Source organism: Nitrincola tapanii (genome assembly GCF_008368715.1).
GTDB lineage: Bacteria > Pseudomonadota > Gammaproteobacteria > Pseudomonadales > Balneatricaceae > Nitrincola > Nitrincola tapanii.
Window position 1 is genome coordinate 209,460 of the sequence record NZ_SMRS01000002.1, and the last position, 16,668, is coordinate 226,127.

18 protein-coding genes are annotated in these 16,668 nt (G+C 51.1%); 3 read left to right on the top strand and 15 right to left on the bottom strand.

Annotation, left to right across the window (positions count from 1 at the left end; genetic code table 11):
* Positions 1 to 23: 23 nt before the first annotated feature.
* The 13 genes from E1H14_RS03725 to ccoN all read right to left on the bottom strand — a co-directional run bounded on the left by E1H14_RS03725 (position 24) and on the right by ccoN (position 12,715).
* On the bottom strand, positions 24 to 935 hold the full coding sequence (locus tag E1H14_RS03725) for a recombination-associated protein RdgC (protein WP_149390110.1): 912 nt from the start codon (positions 933 to 935) through the stop codon (positions 24 to 26).
* Between the two features lie 6 nt (positions 936 to 941).
* Positions 942 to 1,484: an adenine phosphoribosyltransferase gene (locus E1H14_RS03730; RefSeq protein WP_149390111.1), complete on the bottom strand. Its 543-nt coding sequence runs from the start codon at positions 1,482 to 1,484 to the stop codon at positions 942 to 944.
* Positions 1,485 to 1,536: 52 nt separating this feature from the next.
* Entirely contained in the window at positions 1,537 to 2,304 is a 768-nt protein-coding gene (gene fnr, locus E1H14_RS03735) for a fumarate/nitrate reduction transcriptional regulator Fnr (RefSeq protein ID WP_149390112.1), read from the bottom strand.
* A 135-nt stretch (positions 2,305 to 2,439) separates the two neighbouring features.
* Positions 2,440 to 3,831 carry an oxygen-independent coproporphyrinogen III oxidase gene (hemN, locus tag E1H14_RS03740; protein WP_235017376.1) on the bottom strand — a complete coding sequence of 464 codons (1,392 nt, stop codon included), beginning with the start codon at positions 3,829 to 3,831 and terminating at the stop codon, positions 2,440 to 2,442.
* A 71-nt stretch (positions 3,832 to 3,902) separates the two neighbouring features.
* The gene (locus E1H14_RS03745) at positions 3,903 to 4,577 is read right to left on the bottom strand and encodes a sulfite exporter TauE/SafE family protein (RefSeq protein ID WP_149390114.1); all 675 of its coding nucleotides are present in this window, start codon (positions 4,575 to 4,577) and stop codon (positions 3,903 to 3,905) included.
* On the bottom strand, positions 4,570 to 4,815 hold the full coding sequence (gene ccoS, locus E1H14_RS03750) for a cbb3-type cytochrome oxidase assembly protein CcoS (protein WP_149390115.1): 246 nt from the start codon (positions 4,813 to 4,815) through the stop codon (positions 4,570 to 4,572). Before ccoS ends, E1H14_RS03745 begins: the two co-directional genes overlap by 8 nt.
* Positions 4,815 to 7,310 carry a heavy metal translocating P-type ATPase gene (locus E1H14_RS03755; RefSeq protein ID WP_149390116.1) on the bottom strand — a complete coding sequence of 832 codons (2,496 nt, stop codon included), beginning with the start codon at positions 7,308 to 7,310 and terminating at the stop codon, positions 4,815 to 4,817. Before E1H14_RS03755 ends, ccoS begins: the two co-directional genes overlap by 1 nt.
* A 23-nt stretch (positions 7,311 to 7,333) precedes the next feature.
* Complete coding sequence (locus E1H14_RS03760) at positions 7,334 to 7,849, bottom strand: FixH family protein (protein WP_149390117.1); 516 nt, start codon at positions 7,847 to 7,849, stop codon at positions 7,334 to 7,336.
* Positions 7,850 to 7,971: 122 nt separating this feature from the next.
* Complete coding sequence (gene ccoG, locus E1H14_RS03765) at positions 7,972 to 9,396, bottom strand: cytochrome c oxidase accessory protein CcoG (RefSeq protein WP_149390118.1); 1,425 nt, start codon at positions 9,394 to 9,396, stop codon at positions 7,972 to 7,974.
* Between the two features lie 154 nt (positions 9,397 to 9,550).
* Positions 9,551 to 10,441: a cytochrome-c oxidase, cbb3-type subunit III gene (ccoP, locus tag E1H14_RS03770; RefSeq protein WP_149390119.1), complete on the bottom strand. Its 891-nt coding sequence runs from the start codon at positions 10,439 to 10,441 to the stop codon at positions 9,551 to 9,553.
* Positions 10,438 to 10,632 carry a cbb3-type cytochrome oxidase subunit 3 gene (locus E1H14_RS03775; protein WP_149390120.1) on the bottom strand — a complete coding sequence of 65 codons (195 nt, stop codon included), beginning with the start codon at positions 10,630 to 10,632 and terminating at the stop codon, positions 10,438 to 10,440. The genes ccoP and E1H14_RS03775 overlap by 4 nt, the downstream gene beginning before the upstream one ends.
* Positions 10,633 to 10,638: 6 nt before the next feature.
* Positions 10,639 to 11,256, bottom strand: coding sequence for a cytochrome-c oxidase, cbb3-type subunit II (gene ccoO / locus E1H14_RS03780; protein ID WP_456093775.1), 618 nt, complete (start codon positions 11,254 to 11,256; stop codon positions 10,639 to 10,641).
* 22 nt (positions 11,257 to 11,278) lie between these two features.
* Positions 11,279 to 12,715, bottom strand: coding sequence for a cytochrome-c oxidase, cbb3-type subunit I (gene ccoN, locus E1H14_RS03785; protein ID WP_149390121.1), 1,437 nt, complete (start codon positions 12,713 to 12,715; stop codon positions 11,279 to 11,281).
* Positions 12,716 to 13,141: 426 nt separating this feature from the next.
* On the opposite strand from ccoN, the gene rlmM reads away from it, so the two are divergent.
* A complete protein-coding gene (gene rlmM, locus E1H14_RS03790) occupies positions 13,142 to 14,233 on the top strand; it encodes a 23S rRNA (cytidine(2498)-2'-O)-methyltransferase RlmM (RefSeq protein ID WP_149390122.1) in 1,092 nt (363 codons plus the stop codon).
* A 73-nt stretch (positions 14,234 to 14,306) separates the two neighbouring features.
* Here the strand turns inward: rlmM and E1H14_RS03795 are convergent, their stop codons facing one another.
* Positions 14,307 to 14,591, bottom strand: coding sequence for an antibiotic biosynthesis monooxygenase family protein (locus E1H14_RS03795; protein WP_149390123.1), 285 nt, complete (start codon positions 14,589 to 14,591; stop codon positions 14,307 to 14,309).
* A 168-nt stretch (positions 14,592 to 14,759) separates the two neighbouring features.
* On the opposite strand from E1H14_RS03795, the gene tusA reads away from it, so the two are divergent.
* Both tusA and E1H14_RS03805 read left to right on the top strand, forming a co-directional pair.
* Positions 14,760 to 15,002: a sulfurtransferase TusA gene (tusA, locus tag E1H14_RS03800; protein WP_149390124.1), complete on the top strand. Its 243-nt coding sequence runs from the start codon at positions 14,760 to 14,762 to the stop codon at positions 15,000 to 15,002.
* Positions 14,971 to 15,579, top strand: a complete 609-nt coding sequence (locus E1H14_RS03805) for a ProQ/FINO family protein (protein WP_235017377.1) — start codon at positions 14,971 to 14,973, stop codon at positions 15,577 to 15,579. Before tusA ends, E1H14_RS03805 begins: the two co-directional genes overlap by 32 nt.
* Positions 15,580 to 15,609: 30 nt before the next feature.
* Here E1H14_RS03805 and E1H14_RS03810 read toward each other — a convergent pair whose 3' ends face one another.
* Positions 15,610 to 16,626, bottom strand: a complete 1,017-nt coding sequence (locus tag E1H14_RS03810; protein WP_160142013.1) for a DUF3080 family protein — start codon at positions 16,624 to 16,626, stop codon at positions 15,610 to 15,612.
* Positions 16,627 to 16,668 lie beyond the last annotated feature (42 nt).

A 16,668-nucleotide genomic window follows, 5' to 3' on the forward strand; every position in this document is an offset into this window, starting at 1 on the left:
TTGCGTTCTCTGTGCAGCGATCCTTACAGGCTCACTTCACCCCCGAAACACTCGATCAGCTGGGGTAAGAGGCGTTTAAATTCTAGGCTCATCTGTACTAATTGGGTTTCGGCATCCGCTTGTTCATCATCGGAGCGCTCTTGATCCTGCTGCTCGGCATACTGATCCGTCAACTTGAAGCGATGTAAGCTGAGGTCGGCATGGAGCAGAAAGCGTAGCTGTTCTTGCCAGACCAGTGCCAAACGCGTGGCTTGCATCCCCTGTTGTAGGTGCGCTTGGATCTCTTCACGCATCAGTTCTTGGCCTTTGATGCGAATGATGCCGGCTTCTTCGCCGGTATCACGCAACTCACATTCATCTTCCAGTTCAAAGCCTGGCGCTTGGCTGTTCAGGTCTAGTAACCATTGTGTCATCACACTGGCCGGTGCTTGATTCACGGCGAGCGGGCGAACCAGTAGGCTCCCGAGTGCTTCACGCAGGGCATTGAGCAGGCGTTCTGCGACTTTAAAGCTGCCTGCATCGATCAGGATCCAACCTTCTTGGGCCAGGAGAAGCGCGCGTGTCACTTTACGACGGCTGAAGGCACGTGGCAGAAACTCCAGCATCACTTCATCTTTAATTTGCTCACGTTCTTTGCGATAGACTTTGCGGGCCTCGGAATCTTCGATGACGGCTACGCGTTGTTCGACTTCGTCACGCAAGGCTGCAGCGGGTACCACCTTATCTTCTTCTAGGAAGCTGATCAGTTGAGCGCCTTGTTTGGCGAACACACACTCTTCGCTGAAGCTGACGGGTGCTATCCAGCCATGACGGTGTTGTTCATGGCGTGAGCAGGGGACAAAAGGGTGCTGAGCAAGAGCCGCGTCGAGTGTTTCTTCATTCCAGGTGTCTGGGGCTTGCCAGCGATAGATCAGAGCATTACGGAAGGGTTTCATACGCGCTTATAACCCCTCGTACGCGAGGAGCGCATGCACAGGGATGCCGCTGTCTTGAATCCGTTGTGAACCCTCAAGATCGGGTAGGTCAATTAAGGCGGCGACCTCTTCCACTTCCGCCCCCAATTCATGGATCAAAGAAATCGCGGCCAGTAGAGTGCCGCCCGTGGCAATCAAATCATCAAAAATAACGACACGATTGCCGGGTTCCAATGCATCGGTTTGCATTTCGATAGCGGCTTTACCGTATTCCAGCTGATACTCTCGTGACAGGGTTGTGCCCGGCAGTTTACCTTTTTTTCGGATCAGGACCAGGGGTAGGTTGAGTTGATAGGCCACCACTGAACCGAGCAGAAAACCGCGCGCGTCAACGCTGGCAATATGGGTAATCCCGGTTCGCATATAACGTTGAATAAAGGCATCACATACCATGCGCATGGCACGTGGATCTTTGAATACGGGGGTGACATCACGGAAGATGACGCCCGCCTCAGGCCAGTCAGGAATCGCGCGCACCACTGATTTAATATAAAACTCATCGTAAGACATGACAGACTCCATCAGGCAGGGCCGAAATTTTAAGCGGTATAGAATCGCTGAGTTACAGCGAAGTGTTAGGGCAGCGTTGGGTATCTTGGCACTCACCCGAGAGTGCAAAGAGCTGATCATAATCGACGAGGCTGATCTCTTTACCTTCCACACGAATCAGATCCTGGCTTTGAAAGCGTGTCAGTACACGGCTCACGGTTTCAACGGCTAAACCAAGATAGTTACCGATTTCATTGCGTGACATGCTCAGGCGGAAGCAGTTAGCTGAATAACCACGCTCACGAAAACGCTCAGACAGTTTCATCAAAAAAGTCGCTAAACGCTGTTCGGCATTTTTCTTTGAAAGTAAAAGCATCATCTGTTGGTCGTTACCAATCTCTTTGCTCATGGTACGCATAATCTGGCGCCTAAGTTCAGGCAGATGACCGGCCAGATCGTCTAGGCGCTCATAGGGGATTTCACAGACGGTCGTGGTTTCGAGAACACGTGCTGAAACCGGATAACTTTCGGTATCCATGCCGCTTAAACCCACCAACTCGCCGGGAAAATAAAAACCGGTGATCTGTTCATCGCCCTCGTTACTGACACTGAAGCATTTCACTGAGCCAGCACGTATGGCGTAGAGGCTACGGAAGGACTCTCCCTGGTTAAACAGATACTCACCCTTTTTCAGAGGCCGACTCTTATCGATAATCTTATCGAGTCGATCCATGTCGGTCAGATTCAATGAGACGGGAAGACACAAAGAGCTTAGGCTGCAGGTGCCACAATGTGCCTGACGCAAAGTGTGGAGCTTAGCGGAGGTCGGCTTCTCATCCATTCTCAAATCCTTAATGACAGTCATAAGCGTAAGCAAATCGCTGGCATTATGTAACATTTAGCCGAGAGGGTGAAGGCGAGGGCGTGGAATTTGTCACCCACCTGCGCGAATCAGGTCAAGGTGGGTGACAGACGACTAGATGATACGGGAAAAACCGCTGACGGCATTGCGCACCGGGATGTAAGCATCAAAGGTCATACAGATACGACGGATAAGCAAGCGTCCGGCAGGCGTGACCTGAAGTTTACGCCCTTGAAAACGCAGCAAACCATCTTCGGCCAGTTGCGCGAGCTCTGCCTGCTCGGCAGCGAAGTACTGATCAAAATCTATCTGGAACGCTTGCTCGATAGGGGCGGGGTCCAACTCAAAATGACAAATTAATTGCTTAATGATACGACTGCGTAAACGATCGTCTTCGTGTAGCAGAACACCACGATGGATGGCGTGTGCCTGGTCAGCGACGGCAGCCGTGTAAGCGCTAAGGTCGGTCAAATTTTGATAATAGACCGAGCCGATTTGGCTGATCGCTGAAACGCCCATCGCCACCAGATCACACTCGGCATGTGTAGTGTAACCCTGGAAGTTACGATGCAGTGCGCCGCTCTCTTGTGCGCGCGTCAGGCTGTCATCCGGCTTGGCAAAATGATCCATCCCTATGTAGACATAACCTGCTTCTTGCAGGCGTTGAATGCTGTGCTGCAGGATGTTCAGTTTAGTTGAGGCAGAGGGAAGATCCTCTTGACGAATATGTTTTTGTGAACGAAAACGATCCGGCAGATGGGCATAGTTAAACACCGAGAGGCGATCTGGATTCATCGCGATCACCTGCTCCAGAGTTTGCGCAAATCCCGCTTCCGTTTGATGCGGTAAACCGTAGATCAAATCCATATTGATCGAGCGAAAGCCGAGGCGGCGAGCCTCATCCAGAACGGCTTGTGTTTGCGCTAACGGCTGAAGACGATTAACCGCGGCTTGTACTTTAGGATCGAGGTCCTGTACGCCTAAGCTGACACGGTTAAAGCCAATTTCGCGTAAAACTCTGAGTGTATCAACGCCCACTTCTCGAGGGTCCAGCTCAATCGAATAGTCCCCCTGATCATCATCACGCAGCTTAAAATGACGACGCAGTTGGCCCATCAACTCAATCATCTGTTCATCACTGATAAAAGTCGGCGTGCCGCCACCCCAATGCAGCTGATCCACACATCGATCTTGAGCATACCATTGTGAGAGTTGTGCCATCTCTTGATAGAGAGTGTCGAGGTAGGGTTGTGCACGATCACGATTGCGTGTGATCACCTTGTTACAGGCACAGTAATAACAAACGTGTGCACAAAAAGGGATATGAACATAGAGCGACAAAGGGGTGTCGACTTGTGCACTGGCTTGCGCACGTTGAATCAGCTCCTCGGCTTTTAGATTCGGATCAAACTGAACAGCCGTCGGGTAGGAGGTATAACGTGGACCGGAGAGATCATAACGCTGAATCAGAGCGGGGTCCCATTCGATATGGATAGGTTCGGTCACAAGAGTTTCCTTTGTCAAAGCTTGAAGGTGGTCAGTATAACCTGGGGTCACCGAGTCCATCTTGATACGGATCAACTCAGTGCTTGCAACCAGCCTTGCCAGGGTAGGGTCAAGAGGCCCAACAGGATTAAGGTGGTTCCGGCTAATTGCTGGGTCAGACGTTTCTTCAAAAGCTGCTGCATCTGTTGCGCTAGGACACCGGTAATCAGCATGGCCGGTAAGGTGCCCAGGCCAAAGCCGAGCATCAGCAGTGCACTTTTTTCAGGACTACCGGCTGCGGCTGACCAGAGTAGAGTGCTGTAGACTAAACCACAGGGTAACCAGCCCCAGACAGCGCCCAAGGCTAAGGCTTGTAGAGGATTGCGTGCCGGCATTAAGCGGCTGGCCAAAGGGCGTAAATAACGCCAGACATAGCCTCCGAGTGATTCGAGTCGAGTCAGCCCGGTCCACCAGCGGCTAACATATAGCCCCATACTCACCAGTAAAAGGCCGGCTAGACTACGCAGAAGTAACCCACCTTCAGCGCTGATCAAGGCCGCACCCAAAGAGCCCATCAAGATTCCGGCCAGCCCATAGCTGCTGATGCGACCTAGATTATAGGCCAGTAAAAAAAGACCGGGATGAAAGCTTTGTGTTGGGGTTTTTAAGCCGAGACTGGCGGCGATGCCACCGCACATGCCAAGACAGTGGGTGCTGCCAAGTAGACCAATCAAGAGCGCAGTCGAGAAGGCGAGGGTTTCAGGCATCGCGTGCAGGCTTGTTGTCTTGCTCGGCCACTTTTTCTAAGGCCTGTGCGGTCGCCTTTTCTTCAGCAGAGAGGCGCGCATCTTCAGGAATGAGCTCTTCGTCATCATCATATAGAATGCTGTGTGCCGGGGCGTCGAGATCATCAAACTGTCCGGTTTTCACGCTCCAGAAGAAGGCCCAGAAGGCGATACCGGTCAGGATCAACGCGATAGGAATTAAAAGGATCACAATTTCCATTAGGTACCTGCCTTAGCGGGGGTGGTCAGAGAGGAGGAGCGCACAACGGCGGCTTTGGGTGGACGGCGCGTGAGGCGTAGAGCATTCCCCACCACCACCAGGGAACTGGCGGTCATGCCTATCGATGCAATATAGGGCGGAATCATACCCATAGATGCCGCCGGCAGGGCAATCACGTTATAAGCCAAAGAAAGGCCAAGGTTCTCTTTGATGATGCGTTCGGTTTTGCGTGACAAGAGAATACCGTCTACCAGGGTTTTCAGATGGTTATTGATTAGGACCGCATCGGCGTTGGTTTTGGCCAGATCGGTTGCTGCCCCCATGGAAACAGAGGTTTGAGCACCGACCAGAACGGGAATGTCATTGATGCCATCACCCACCATGATGACACGTGCACCTTGCGACTGTAGTTGTGAAATATGCTCTAATTTCTGTTCTGGACTCATACCGGAGTAGACTTCTGTGATGCCGAGTTTTTCGGCTGTACGTGCCACGGCGGGCGAGGTGTCGCCGGACACCATCTGTACTTTTAACCCCATCTTTTGCAACGCAGAAAGGGTTTCATAGGCCTCACGGCGGATCTGGTCATCGAGTGCAAACCAGCCGAGCGCCGAGGTTTCATTCGCCAGCAGGATCCACTGTCTTTCTTGATCGGGCATGTCAGGCAGGGCGCCCTGGTATAATGCTTGGCAGTATTCGGGTTTACCGATACGGTAACGCTGTCCATCTACCTGGCCTTGAATACCCTGTCCGAGGGTCATTTCAACTTGATCGGCAGACACTTCCCACCAGGGTTTAAAAGCACGTGCTATCGGGTGTTCTGATTGAGCCTCTAGCGCGGCCGCAATGCGCAACAGCTCGTTGCGACTGAGTTCAGCAAGCGGATGAGTTTCTTGCAGAGCCAGGCGCCCCTCAGTCAGGGTTCCGGTTTTATCGAAGAGAATATGTGTGGCTTTACTGAAGGATTCCAAAACATGGCCACGGGTGATCAAAAGACCGGCTTGGCGTAGGGTGCCGGTGGCGGCTGTTAGGGCGGTGGGTGTGGCTAAAGATAGGGCGCAAGGGCAGGTGACGACCAAGACCGCTAGCGTCACCCAGAAAGCACTGGCCGGTTCAATAAAATACCAAGCTGTATAGACCGCAATTGCCACGATCAGAGTGGCACCGACAAAATAGCTGGCAACCTTGTCCGCGATCTGAGCAATGCGTGGCTTTTCGGTTTGAGCACGATCCAATAGGCGCACGATGGAAGAGAGGCGGCTTTTTTCACCCACCGTGGTGACTTCGACTTCCAATAAGCTTTCGACATTAATCGTCCCGCCGACCACCTTATCGCCACGGCGTTTGCTCAGCGGCATGTATTCACCGGTGAGCGCGGATTCATCGACCGAACTTACACCTTGGCGAATAATGCCATCGGCAGGAATCGTATGCCCGGGCTTAATCAATATGCGATCTCCAGGGCGCAGATCGGTGGCGGGAACTAACTCTTCAGTGCCGCCCGCTAAGATACGGGTTGCACTCGTGGGTAAAAGATCCATCAAAGCATTACCCGCAGAGCCGGTACGTTGGCGGGCCTTCATCTCCATAAAGCGACCGATGAGTAAGAAAAAGGTGAACATGGTGACCGATTCAAAATAGATCTCACCCGTATCAAAGGCGGTTGCCCAGACACTCGCGACATAACCGCCCCAGATGGCGATGGAGACGGGAATATCCATGGTCAGGTGTCGAGCTTTAATGTCACGCAAGGCGTTGCGTAAAAAGGGGAGTGCGGCGTAAAGAATGACCGGTGTGGAAACCACTAAACTCGCCCAGCGCATGAGTAAAACGTATTTATCTTCCATGCCACCGGACATATCGGCCGCATAAAGAGCTCCGGCAAACATCATGGCCTGCATCGAACCAATACCGGCGATGCCTAAACGAATGACCGAGCGTTTATGCTCTTGTTGTAACAGTTGTTCTTCTTTATCGGGATGATAGGGATGGGCTTTGTAGCCAACTTGAATAATTTCGGCTAACAGATGGCTGAGTTTAACTTCATCCGGTTTCCATAAGAGATGGGCACGGTGGTTGCTCAGATTCACACTGAAACGCACCACACCGGCTTGGCGTGAAAGATGATTTTCTAACAGCCAGATACACGCAGCACAGCTGATCCCTTCAATCACCAACATGGCATCATAGGTATCGCTTTCCATGCCACTCACAAAGGTTTTTTGTACATCTGGGCGATCGTACAGAGCTAATTCCTGTGTCAGCTCCTGGAGCTGGAGTAGATCGCCGGTTTCGGAGCGGACATCATCACCGCGGTGACGATAAAAATTATCCAACCCCCCAGACACTATGGTCTCCGCCACAGCTTGGCAGCCTGGGCAACACATGGAACGCTTTTCACCCTGGATAAGTGTGGTGAAATCACTGCCTTTGGGAACAGGAGAACCACAGTGGAAACATGCTAGGGAGGAATCAACGTTCGATGAATTACGCATTCAGAGGGGCCTGTGTCTCAACTTTAAGGAATAAACGAAATGATCTTGTTCTCAAAAGGTGGGTGGGCAACATAGGTGAGATGCCAATCACCGACCTCAGGGACAAGGATCAGCTCACTGCGCGTGGTTAAAGCGGATTTCAGACTGCCGTTAAAACTGTTGAGATCGGCAATCCGGTGCAGCGGAATCACATGGTCGCGCATGTGGTTGGCGCCCACTTTAATATGTAATTCAATCATGCGCAGTTCAGTCGGTAGGGTCCCTTTCATTTCCAGCAGGGCTTCTCCGGTGAGTTCATCCAGACGCAGTTCAGCACTTAATCCCAAACGCTCTGCGTTTTCCTCCTTGGTTTCATCTAACACATAACCACGGCCATCCCGCGCAAAGTCACGATCTAAAGGAGGATCGAGACGGTACTGGCCAATGGCGACGGCAAGCATAATAAAACCAACGGTCATCGCCGCGAGGATTGGGGTCAAAATGAACCAGAGCCAGGGTTGTTTGTACCAAGGGGGGATGCTTGCGGTTTCCTGTTGCATAATAACCTCAAAAAAAGGGCGGCATTCTTAAGCCGCCGATTATACCCAAATTTGCCTAACAGGCTCCAGTCAAGACCCGCCTGTTAGGGGGGTAAGATGGGCCTGTTAGGTTCTGGCCTAGGCTAACGTCGCGGGGCGGGGCCCATAAATCGACTTTCGGTGCTGGCGCGAATCTGCTCCGAATCCAGCGCTTCGACACTAAAAAGTATCGGAGAGTTCGCGGAAGTGAGTAAATTTGTGTCCAGTTGTACCCGAACAGGGTAATCCAGTAACTCACCTGAGCGCACGTTGACGACCGCTTCATTGATCAGGCGTAAACCTTCAATACCTGTAACATTAATACGATACTGACGATCAACCTGTTCTTTGTTGGCGATCTTTAGGGTGTAGACGTTTTGAATAATGCGGCCCTGTTCCAGTTGGGAATAAAGTTCACCGCGATCTCTCAGGGCATCAAACTCTAATGGGATGCGGTTAGACAGTACATATACAAAAGCAAAGATCATGATCATCATGGCGGCAAAATAACCGATCAGACGTGGGCGCATGATTTTGGTTTTGTTACCGCTGAGGGAGTGTTCGGTGGTGTAACGAACCAGCCCGCGTGGATAGCCCATCTTATCCATGATTTCATCACAGGCATCAATGCAGGCACCGCAGGCGACACACTCATATTGCAAACCATCGCGGATATCGATGCCAACCGGACAGACATGGACACAGGCATGGCAATCGATACAGTCACCTAAACCTTCGGCTTTATAGTCGGTATCTTTTTTGCGTTTGCCGCGTTTTTCACCCCGAGCTTCATCATAGGAGATAATCAAGGTGTCCTGATCAAACATGACGCTCTGGAAGCGAGCGTAGGGGCACATATAGATGCATACCTGTTCACGCAACCAACCGGCATTGCCGTAGGTCGCAACCGTGAAAAAGCCTAACCACCAGATCTCCCAGGGACCCAGATTAAAGCTCAACAGGTTGGGAATGAGTTCGCGAATCGGGGAGAAGTAACCGACAAAAGCAATGGCGGTGGCAGCGGCAATCAATATCCAAAGGCTGTGTTTAGCCGTTTTGCGTAGGATTTTTTCCGGGGTATTGGGCCCCTTATCTTGGCGCATACGCTGGTTACGATCCCCTTCTGTAATCCGTTCGGCCCAAATGTAGAACCAGGTCCAAACAAATTGTGGGCAGGAATAACCACACCAGAGGCGGCCAGCAAACACGGTCACGAAGAATAGCACAAAGGCCAGGATGATTAAGAGCCAGGACAGCAGCATAAAATCCTGTGGCCAGAAAGTCATGCCAAAGATATGGAATTGGCGGTTAGGTAGATCAAATAGGATGGCTTGACGACCCTCCCATTGTAGCCAAGAAAAAGCAAAAAACATAAAGAGCAGGACAAAGCCGGAAAGGCTGCGCAGATTCTTGAAAAAACCACGGTAATATTTAACGTAGATGTGTTCGCGCTTGGCGTAGAGATCGTAGGTTTGGACGCTCTCATTGCTTTTTTTCGGCGTAACATCTTTAACCGGTATCTGTTTCATAATGGGGCCTGCCGATCATTGGAAAACTATGTATTAGATAACTCTGATACATAGCATAACGAGCTAAAAAAAAGGGTGATATGACTTACATCATACCACCCTTCTTTTTTTTTGCTGAGTTTTGCGCAACTTAGTGCGCAAGACTCACCTCGGCTTAGTTGCTGAGGCTTTTTACGTAGGCTGTAATCAGATGAATCTGATCTTCAGACAGTAGGCCGTTGAACGCAGGCATCACACCAAAACGTCCATGACGCAGAGTCTGAGCGATCTGTTCGAAGCTGCCACCATAGAGCCAAATGCCATTGGTTAGGTTCGGTGCACCCAGAGCGTGCATGCCGGTACCATCAGGCATATGACAGGCGGCACAGAGCGCACCAAACTGCGGCTGTGCACGTGCAGCAGATTCGGCATCATGCTCGGCATTGCTCAGGCTCAAAACAAAATGAGCCATGTCACGAATGCCGTCTTCGCCCAATACGTCGCCCCAAGCAGGCATCGCACCATTACGGCCGTTGGTGATAGATGTTTTGATCGCCGCTTCATGACCACCGTACAGCCAATCATCGTCAGTCAGGTTCGGGAAACCGTAAGCTCCCACACCGCCTACACCATGGCAGACGGAGCAGTTGTTGGCGAACAAACGCTGACCGATACGCAGGCCTTCAGCATTTTCAGGCTGCAGCAGATCATCCACTGACAGCTCGGCGAAACGTGCAAACACCGGAGCATAGTTCTGCTCGGCATACGCCATTTCTTCTTCCCACTGACCCTGTGAAGTCCAGCCCAGCAGGCCCTTGAAGTTACCCAGGCCTGGGTAGAGCAACAAGTAAACCAGACCAAAGATGACCGTCGCAACGAACATTTTGAACCACCAGCTGGGTAGCGGGTTGTCCAACTCTTCGATGCCGTCAAAAGCATGACCCACGGTTTTGTCGGTGGTCTCGTTGTACTTCTGGCCCTTACGAGTTGCAAACAGCAACCAAGTACAGCCCAGAATTACCGCGAGGGTGATCACAGATATCCACGCGCTCCAGAAAGCACTCATTTTTCATCTCTCCCGTTATTGGCCTGTTTGGCTTCCGCTGCCGAATCCTTCTCTTCGTCATCCGCGAAGGGGAGGTGGGCAGCATCATTGAAGCGTTTTTTGTTTTGAGGCAGGAGCACCCAAACAAAGAGTCCAATGAAGGTGATCAACATGATCACCGGAATAAATGGGCCATATACATCGTAACTCACGATGAATTACCGCGTATTGTAGTTAGAGTGGGTCTGTCCTAAAGCCTGCAAATAGGCTACGACAGCATCGATCTCGTATTTACCCTGAACATCAGAACCGGCACTGGCGATCTGCTCATCGGTGTAAGGCACACCCAGAGTACGCAGTGTTTCCATCTTCTTACCGGTCAGTCGGCCGTCAAGCTGACGGTCAAACAGCCAAGGGTAAGATGGCATTTTTGATGCGGGTACTACATCACGTGGGTTATACAGGTGAGCGCGCTGCCAGTCGTCAGAGTAACGACCACCGACACGTGCCAGTTCTGGACCTGTACGCTTTGAGCCCCAAAGGAATGGATGTTCCCAAACGTGCTCATTCGCCGTGGAGAAGTGACCATAACGCTCAGTTTCCGCACGGAAAGGACGGATCATCTGAGTGTGACAGACGTTACAACCTTCACGAATGTAGATGTCACGACCTTCCAGCTCAAGCGCCGTGTAGGTACGTAACCCTTCAATTGGCTTAGTCGTGGAGTCTTTGAAGAACAGAGGAACAATCTCTGCAAGACCACCACCACTGATCACCAGGATGATCAGTACGGCCATCAAGCCGACGTTCTTTTCTATCGTTTCATGTTTAATCATTACACTAGGCTCCTCGTCCGGCTTATGCAGTCTGGGCAGAAGCTTCTGGCTCTGCTGCTTTTACGGAGCTGCCGCTACGCACGGTCTGCCATACGTTGTATGCCATGAACAGCATACCTGTCAGGAAGATAGCTCCACCCAAGGTGCGCACAAAGTAGCCGGGATGGCTGGCTTCCAGAGCTTCAACGAAGCTGTAAGTCAGTGTGCCGTCCTGGTTAACTGCACGCCACATCAGGCCCTGCAGAATGCCGTTGACCCACATGGAAACGATGTACAGAACGGTACCCACAGTTGCCATCCAGAAGTGCACATTGATCAAGCCGATGCTGTACATCTGTGCTTTACCAAACACTTTTGGAATCAGGTGGTAGACCGCACCGATAGAGATCATCGCCACCCAGCCCAAAGCGCCCGAGTGTACGTGACCCACGGTCCAGTCAGTGTAGTGAGACAGAGCGTTGACCGTCTTGATTGACATCATTGGGCCTTCGAAGGTGGACATGCCGTAGAAAGACAGAGACACCACCAGGAAGCGCAAGATTGGATCGGTACGCAGTTTGTGCCAAGCCCCAGACAAGGTCATCATACCGTTGATCATACCGCCCCAAGAAGGCGCCAGCAGGATCAAAGACATTACCATGGCCACCGACTGGGTCCAGTCAGGCAACGCGGTGTAATGCAAGTGGTGGCCACCCGCCCACATGTAGGTCGCAATCAGCGCCCAGAAGTGAACGATAGACAGACGGTAAGAGTAGATAGGACGATTAGCCTGCTTAGGAACGAAGTAGTACATCATGCCCAAGAAGCCTGCAGTCAGGAAGAATCCAACCGCGTTATGACCGTACCACCACTGCACCATCGCATCGATGGTACCTGCATAGGCTGAATAAGACTTCCACATAGAGACTGGCAGCGCTGCACTGTTCACAACGTGCAGGACAGCAATAACCATGATGAAAGCCATATAGAACCAGTTGGCAACATAGATATGAGCTGTTTTACGCTTGAATACGGTTCCGATGAACACGATCGCGTAAACCACCCAGACCACTGTAATCAGCAAGTCGATGGGCCACTCCAGTTCGGCATACTCTTTAGCAGAGGTAAAGCCTAATGGCAGTGTAATAGCCGCAAGCACGATGACCAGCTGCCAACCCCAGAAGGTAAAGGCGGCCAGACCATCAGAGATCAGGCGAGTTTGACAGGTGCGCTGTACAACGTAGTAAGACGTTGCAAACAGGGCACAGCCACCGAACGCAAAGATTACAGCGTTGGTGTGTAATGGACGCAAGCGTCCGAAGGAAAGCCAAGCGGTGTCGAAGTTCAATGCCGGCCAGACCAGCTGGGCTGCTATCAGTACGCCAACGGCCATACCGACAATACCCCAGACAACGGTCATGATGGCGAATTGACGCACCACCTTGTAGTTGTAGGTTGGGTGATCAGTTGCAATGCTCATATCAGGCTCTCATCAACAAGCTGTTAGTAGTAAGAAGAGTTCCACCGGCGATTATCAGTGAATTACCCTAGTATTTCAACGTGATGCCCGAAGTGGCTGCGGCAGTTTGTCGCAGCCAAGGGGCGCTAAATAAAAAACCTTGCTCTGGATTTTTGTATTATTTGATCCTCTAAGCATATGATAAACTTGTGTTTATCCTGAAGTGCTTTGTTGGTGGCGAATTTTACTTGATGGGCCTTTAGCACTTATGTCCAGCTCTTTATGCAACTTTGGGCGTAGAGATTGCGCCAGCTTTTTTTTATTTACTTGATGCAGATCAACCTCTTTCTGCGTACGCCTGCAACTTAGATGGGTTTTAGGCGTCTGTTTTGCCCATTTCATAGTATGAGTTGATTAATTAACAAGTTTTAATTTTGGATTAAAAACATGCCCTCTATCCAGATCGTCCTGCTGTATTGTCGCCCCGGCTTTGAACCTGAATGCGCCAGTGAATTTGCCCAGCGGTGTGCGGATTTGGATGTGGCAGGTTATCCACGTTTTCAACCGGATCAGGGGTATGTGGAATTCCATCTGTTTGAGGAGGCTCTGCCTGTCTTACAGCGTCTGGCCTTTCAAAAATTAATCTTTACTCGGCAGTGGTTTGCCGCTTTACCCCTATTGCAAGACCTGCCAGTGAAAGATCGCATCACTCCGCTTGCCGAGCAGGCGGTTTATTTGCCGCAAGCTTCGGAGTTGGTCGCGGAAACTCCAGATACGACAGAAGGGCGTGAGTTGAGCACTTTGGCGCGGAAATTGGGTTCGGCCTTGGCCAATCATCTACGGCAGCAGGGGGTGTTGCTGCCACGTCAACATACCTCGCCCTGGCGACTGCATCTTTTTGTGCTCTCAGGCCGTGAAATGTGGTTAGGGGTGAGCCCTTTGGCGAACAGTAGCGCCCAGGATCGCGGTATTTTGCGCTTAAAGTTCCCCGCGCAAGCTCCTAGTCGCTCGACGCTCAAGCTTGAAGAGGCTTGGCATCAGTTTATTCCACGTCAGGAGTGGGACGCGCGTGTAGGTGGCGGCAAGCGCGCCGCAGATTTAGGTGCGGCACCAGGAGGTTGGACTTGGCAGTTGGTTCAACAGGGTATGTTTGTGGATGCCGTGGATAACGGCCCTATGCAGGCTGAGTTGATGGAATCAGGACAAGTGGTGCATCGACGCGAAGATGCCTTTCTTTATCGTCCAGATAAGCCTTTGGATTGGATGGTGTGTGATGTGGTGGATAAGCCTATTAAAGTCACTGAACGCATGATCGATTGGGCCTTAGAGGGCTGGTGTCAGGAAATGATCTTTAATCTTAAACTGCCGATGAAACAACGTTTTAAAGAAGTTGAGTTGTGCTTGGATAGGTTGCGTCAAGCTTTGAAGGAGGAGGGTAAGCGTTTTCGTTTACAGGCTAAACATCTTTACCATGATCGTGAGGAGATCACTTGTCATTTGGATCTGCGTAAGCTGGACCCTTTAGATAAACAGAGGTGAGATCCACAAGCCGCTTGTCACAGCGCGAAGCCTAGCGGGACAAGCGGATCGGTCAGTGGTGACAGGTGAATCCTTAAATATGTTCAAAGATGGTAATTTTCTCTTCTTGCTCTAGCATCGGGGTGATTTGACTTAACAGCTCGCGTCTTTCTTCTGAGCTGTACCAGCGCTGCCAGTCTTGTAGCGTGCGAAAGGTTGCGATCACCAAACGATGGCGCGGGTTGATCACATCGCGTAGCGACTCCCCTGAAATAAAACCATTGACGCGCATCGAGCGCTGCAGAGTGTCACCAGCAATTCGCTCGTAATGCTCAATCAGTTCATCAGCGACTAAACGCTCGATCATGACACGGATCATTTTCTATTTTCCTTATGTTTCCGGATGGGATAATTTAATCATATCCTCTTCTGATTAAAGTGCCAGTGATCAGCAAGGATTGGAATTCAGGGAATCCCTGCTTTTGGGATTCCTCTGCTAAAAGATATTTGCGACAATATTCCCTGAAAGAATGAACGTGGATCTTCAATGGAAAAGCTAACAGCCGATGCACAATTAGATGCTTCGGGTCTTTTTTGCCCAGAACCTGTGATGTTGCTGCACAGTCGTATGCGTGAGCTGGCGTCAGGCCAAGTGTTGCAGGTGGTGGCGACAGATCCTTCAACCCAACGTGACATTCCAAAATTCTGTACCTTTTTAGGGCATGAACTTTTACAGCAGTCAGAGCAGAATCAAACCTATGAGTACTTCATCCGCAAGGGAGACTCCTGATCTGGCCTTACTGCGCCAAACCATGGAAAATCTTTTGGCTGAATGTGAAACACGCCTGAGTCAAGCTGAGGCGCGTTGGCAGACATCCTCTTCGCTGTCTAATGAGAGAAACAGAGTGAACGCATCCGCACCCGTTGAATCGAACGCCCAGAACACGCCTAAAGCGCGTTCAAAAAATCGAGCTGCTAATTTGGCAGCTCTGCAGTTGCTGCAAGACGCCTATCCGCAGGTGTTTGCGGCCCAGCCGGTGCGTGCTTTGAAAATCGGAATCCAAGAAGATCTGATTGCCGATGCGAAGGTCGCCAAAAACAAGATTAAACGTGCACTGGCCTCGTTTGTGCGTTCTCCAAACTATCTGCGCAGCTTGCAAGCGGGTGCCGCCCGTGTTGATCTGCAAGGTCAAGAAGTCGGAGAAGTCACGGCAGAAGAAGCTGAGCATGCTCGCCAACAGCTGCGTGAAATGCATAAGTTGCGTAAGCAGCGCCAGAAAGAGCAGGAACAAGAAGCGCTAAGACGTGAAAAAGAAGAACGCATGAATGCGAAACTGGATCAGTTGCTCACGCTGAACCGTCGTTAAACTTGCCGTCTTACCTTCTTCGTTTTCCTATTACCCTGTTGGGTCTTGTGCACCAGGCGCAAGACCACACTCGGTTAAAAGCCTTTGCCAAGTCTGTGTGTGGCGATCGCGTGCCCGAATGTAGGTTTGCCAAACGCCCTCTTCAGCATGCCGATCCAGTACCTGTTGTTGATAAGTTTGCATCGCTTCAGGCAGCGGCAGCAGTTCTAAAAGTTGTTGTTGTAAACTTAACCAGCGTTCACCGTCTCGATGGGTTTGGCTCAGGTAGGGCTGTACACCCGTTGCATAATAGTTTTGAAAAACGTTGCGTAGAATTTGTGCACGCGGGTTGGCCTGTTGATTAAAACAGATAGGTCGACGCTCGAGGCGAGCTTCGATGCCGGTACTGGCTTGATTCAGAGTGTAGGTGAGCAGTTGTATGCTTTTTAACCACTCACTACCAAAGCGATTGCGATGTAGTCCTTCGTACAGAGGGCTGAGCTGATAAAAGCTCTCTTCTTGCGGCCAGTCGGGCAGGGGGCGCGAAGTTAACTGAGCCACTTGGATTAAGGACACAAGATACCTCTCCATATCCGCCATCTGTCCTTGGCTGTCTAGAGCGCGTGCTGGACTCGCGCGCGAAAACTGCTGCTCCATCTCGGGACTGGCATAGAGACTGTTCCAGATCTGTTTGTCTAGTTGCTGTTGTTTGATCTGTTGAATGCGCTCAACTCTTTCTAAGGCACTGCTCCACTCAGGTGCTGTCGCCAAGCCTTCCCTAAGCTGTGTCTGGCAGTTATGCAGTTGGCGTAATAATTCAAGTTCATAGCTGAGCTGTTGTGCCGGTTGCATGACTCGGCCTAGCGAGCTGTTGCGTTCAGCAATAAGCGGTAATAAACCGGTGCAATGGCGAAGATCGAGGAGATCGACCAGACCTTCACGAACCTCTTGTAGAGAGTGAAGCCTGTCGCGTCGCGCCGGTAGGCTCGGATAAGGACTGGCTTCTTGTGGTTGAAAGGCGATGGGTTCTTCTAATGCGTTACTTAGGCGCTGGATATAATCTCGCATCAACTTTTCGGCAGAGTTGGGTTGGCAACCTGTTAAAAGAAG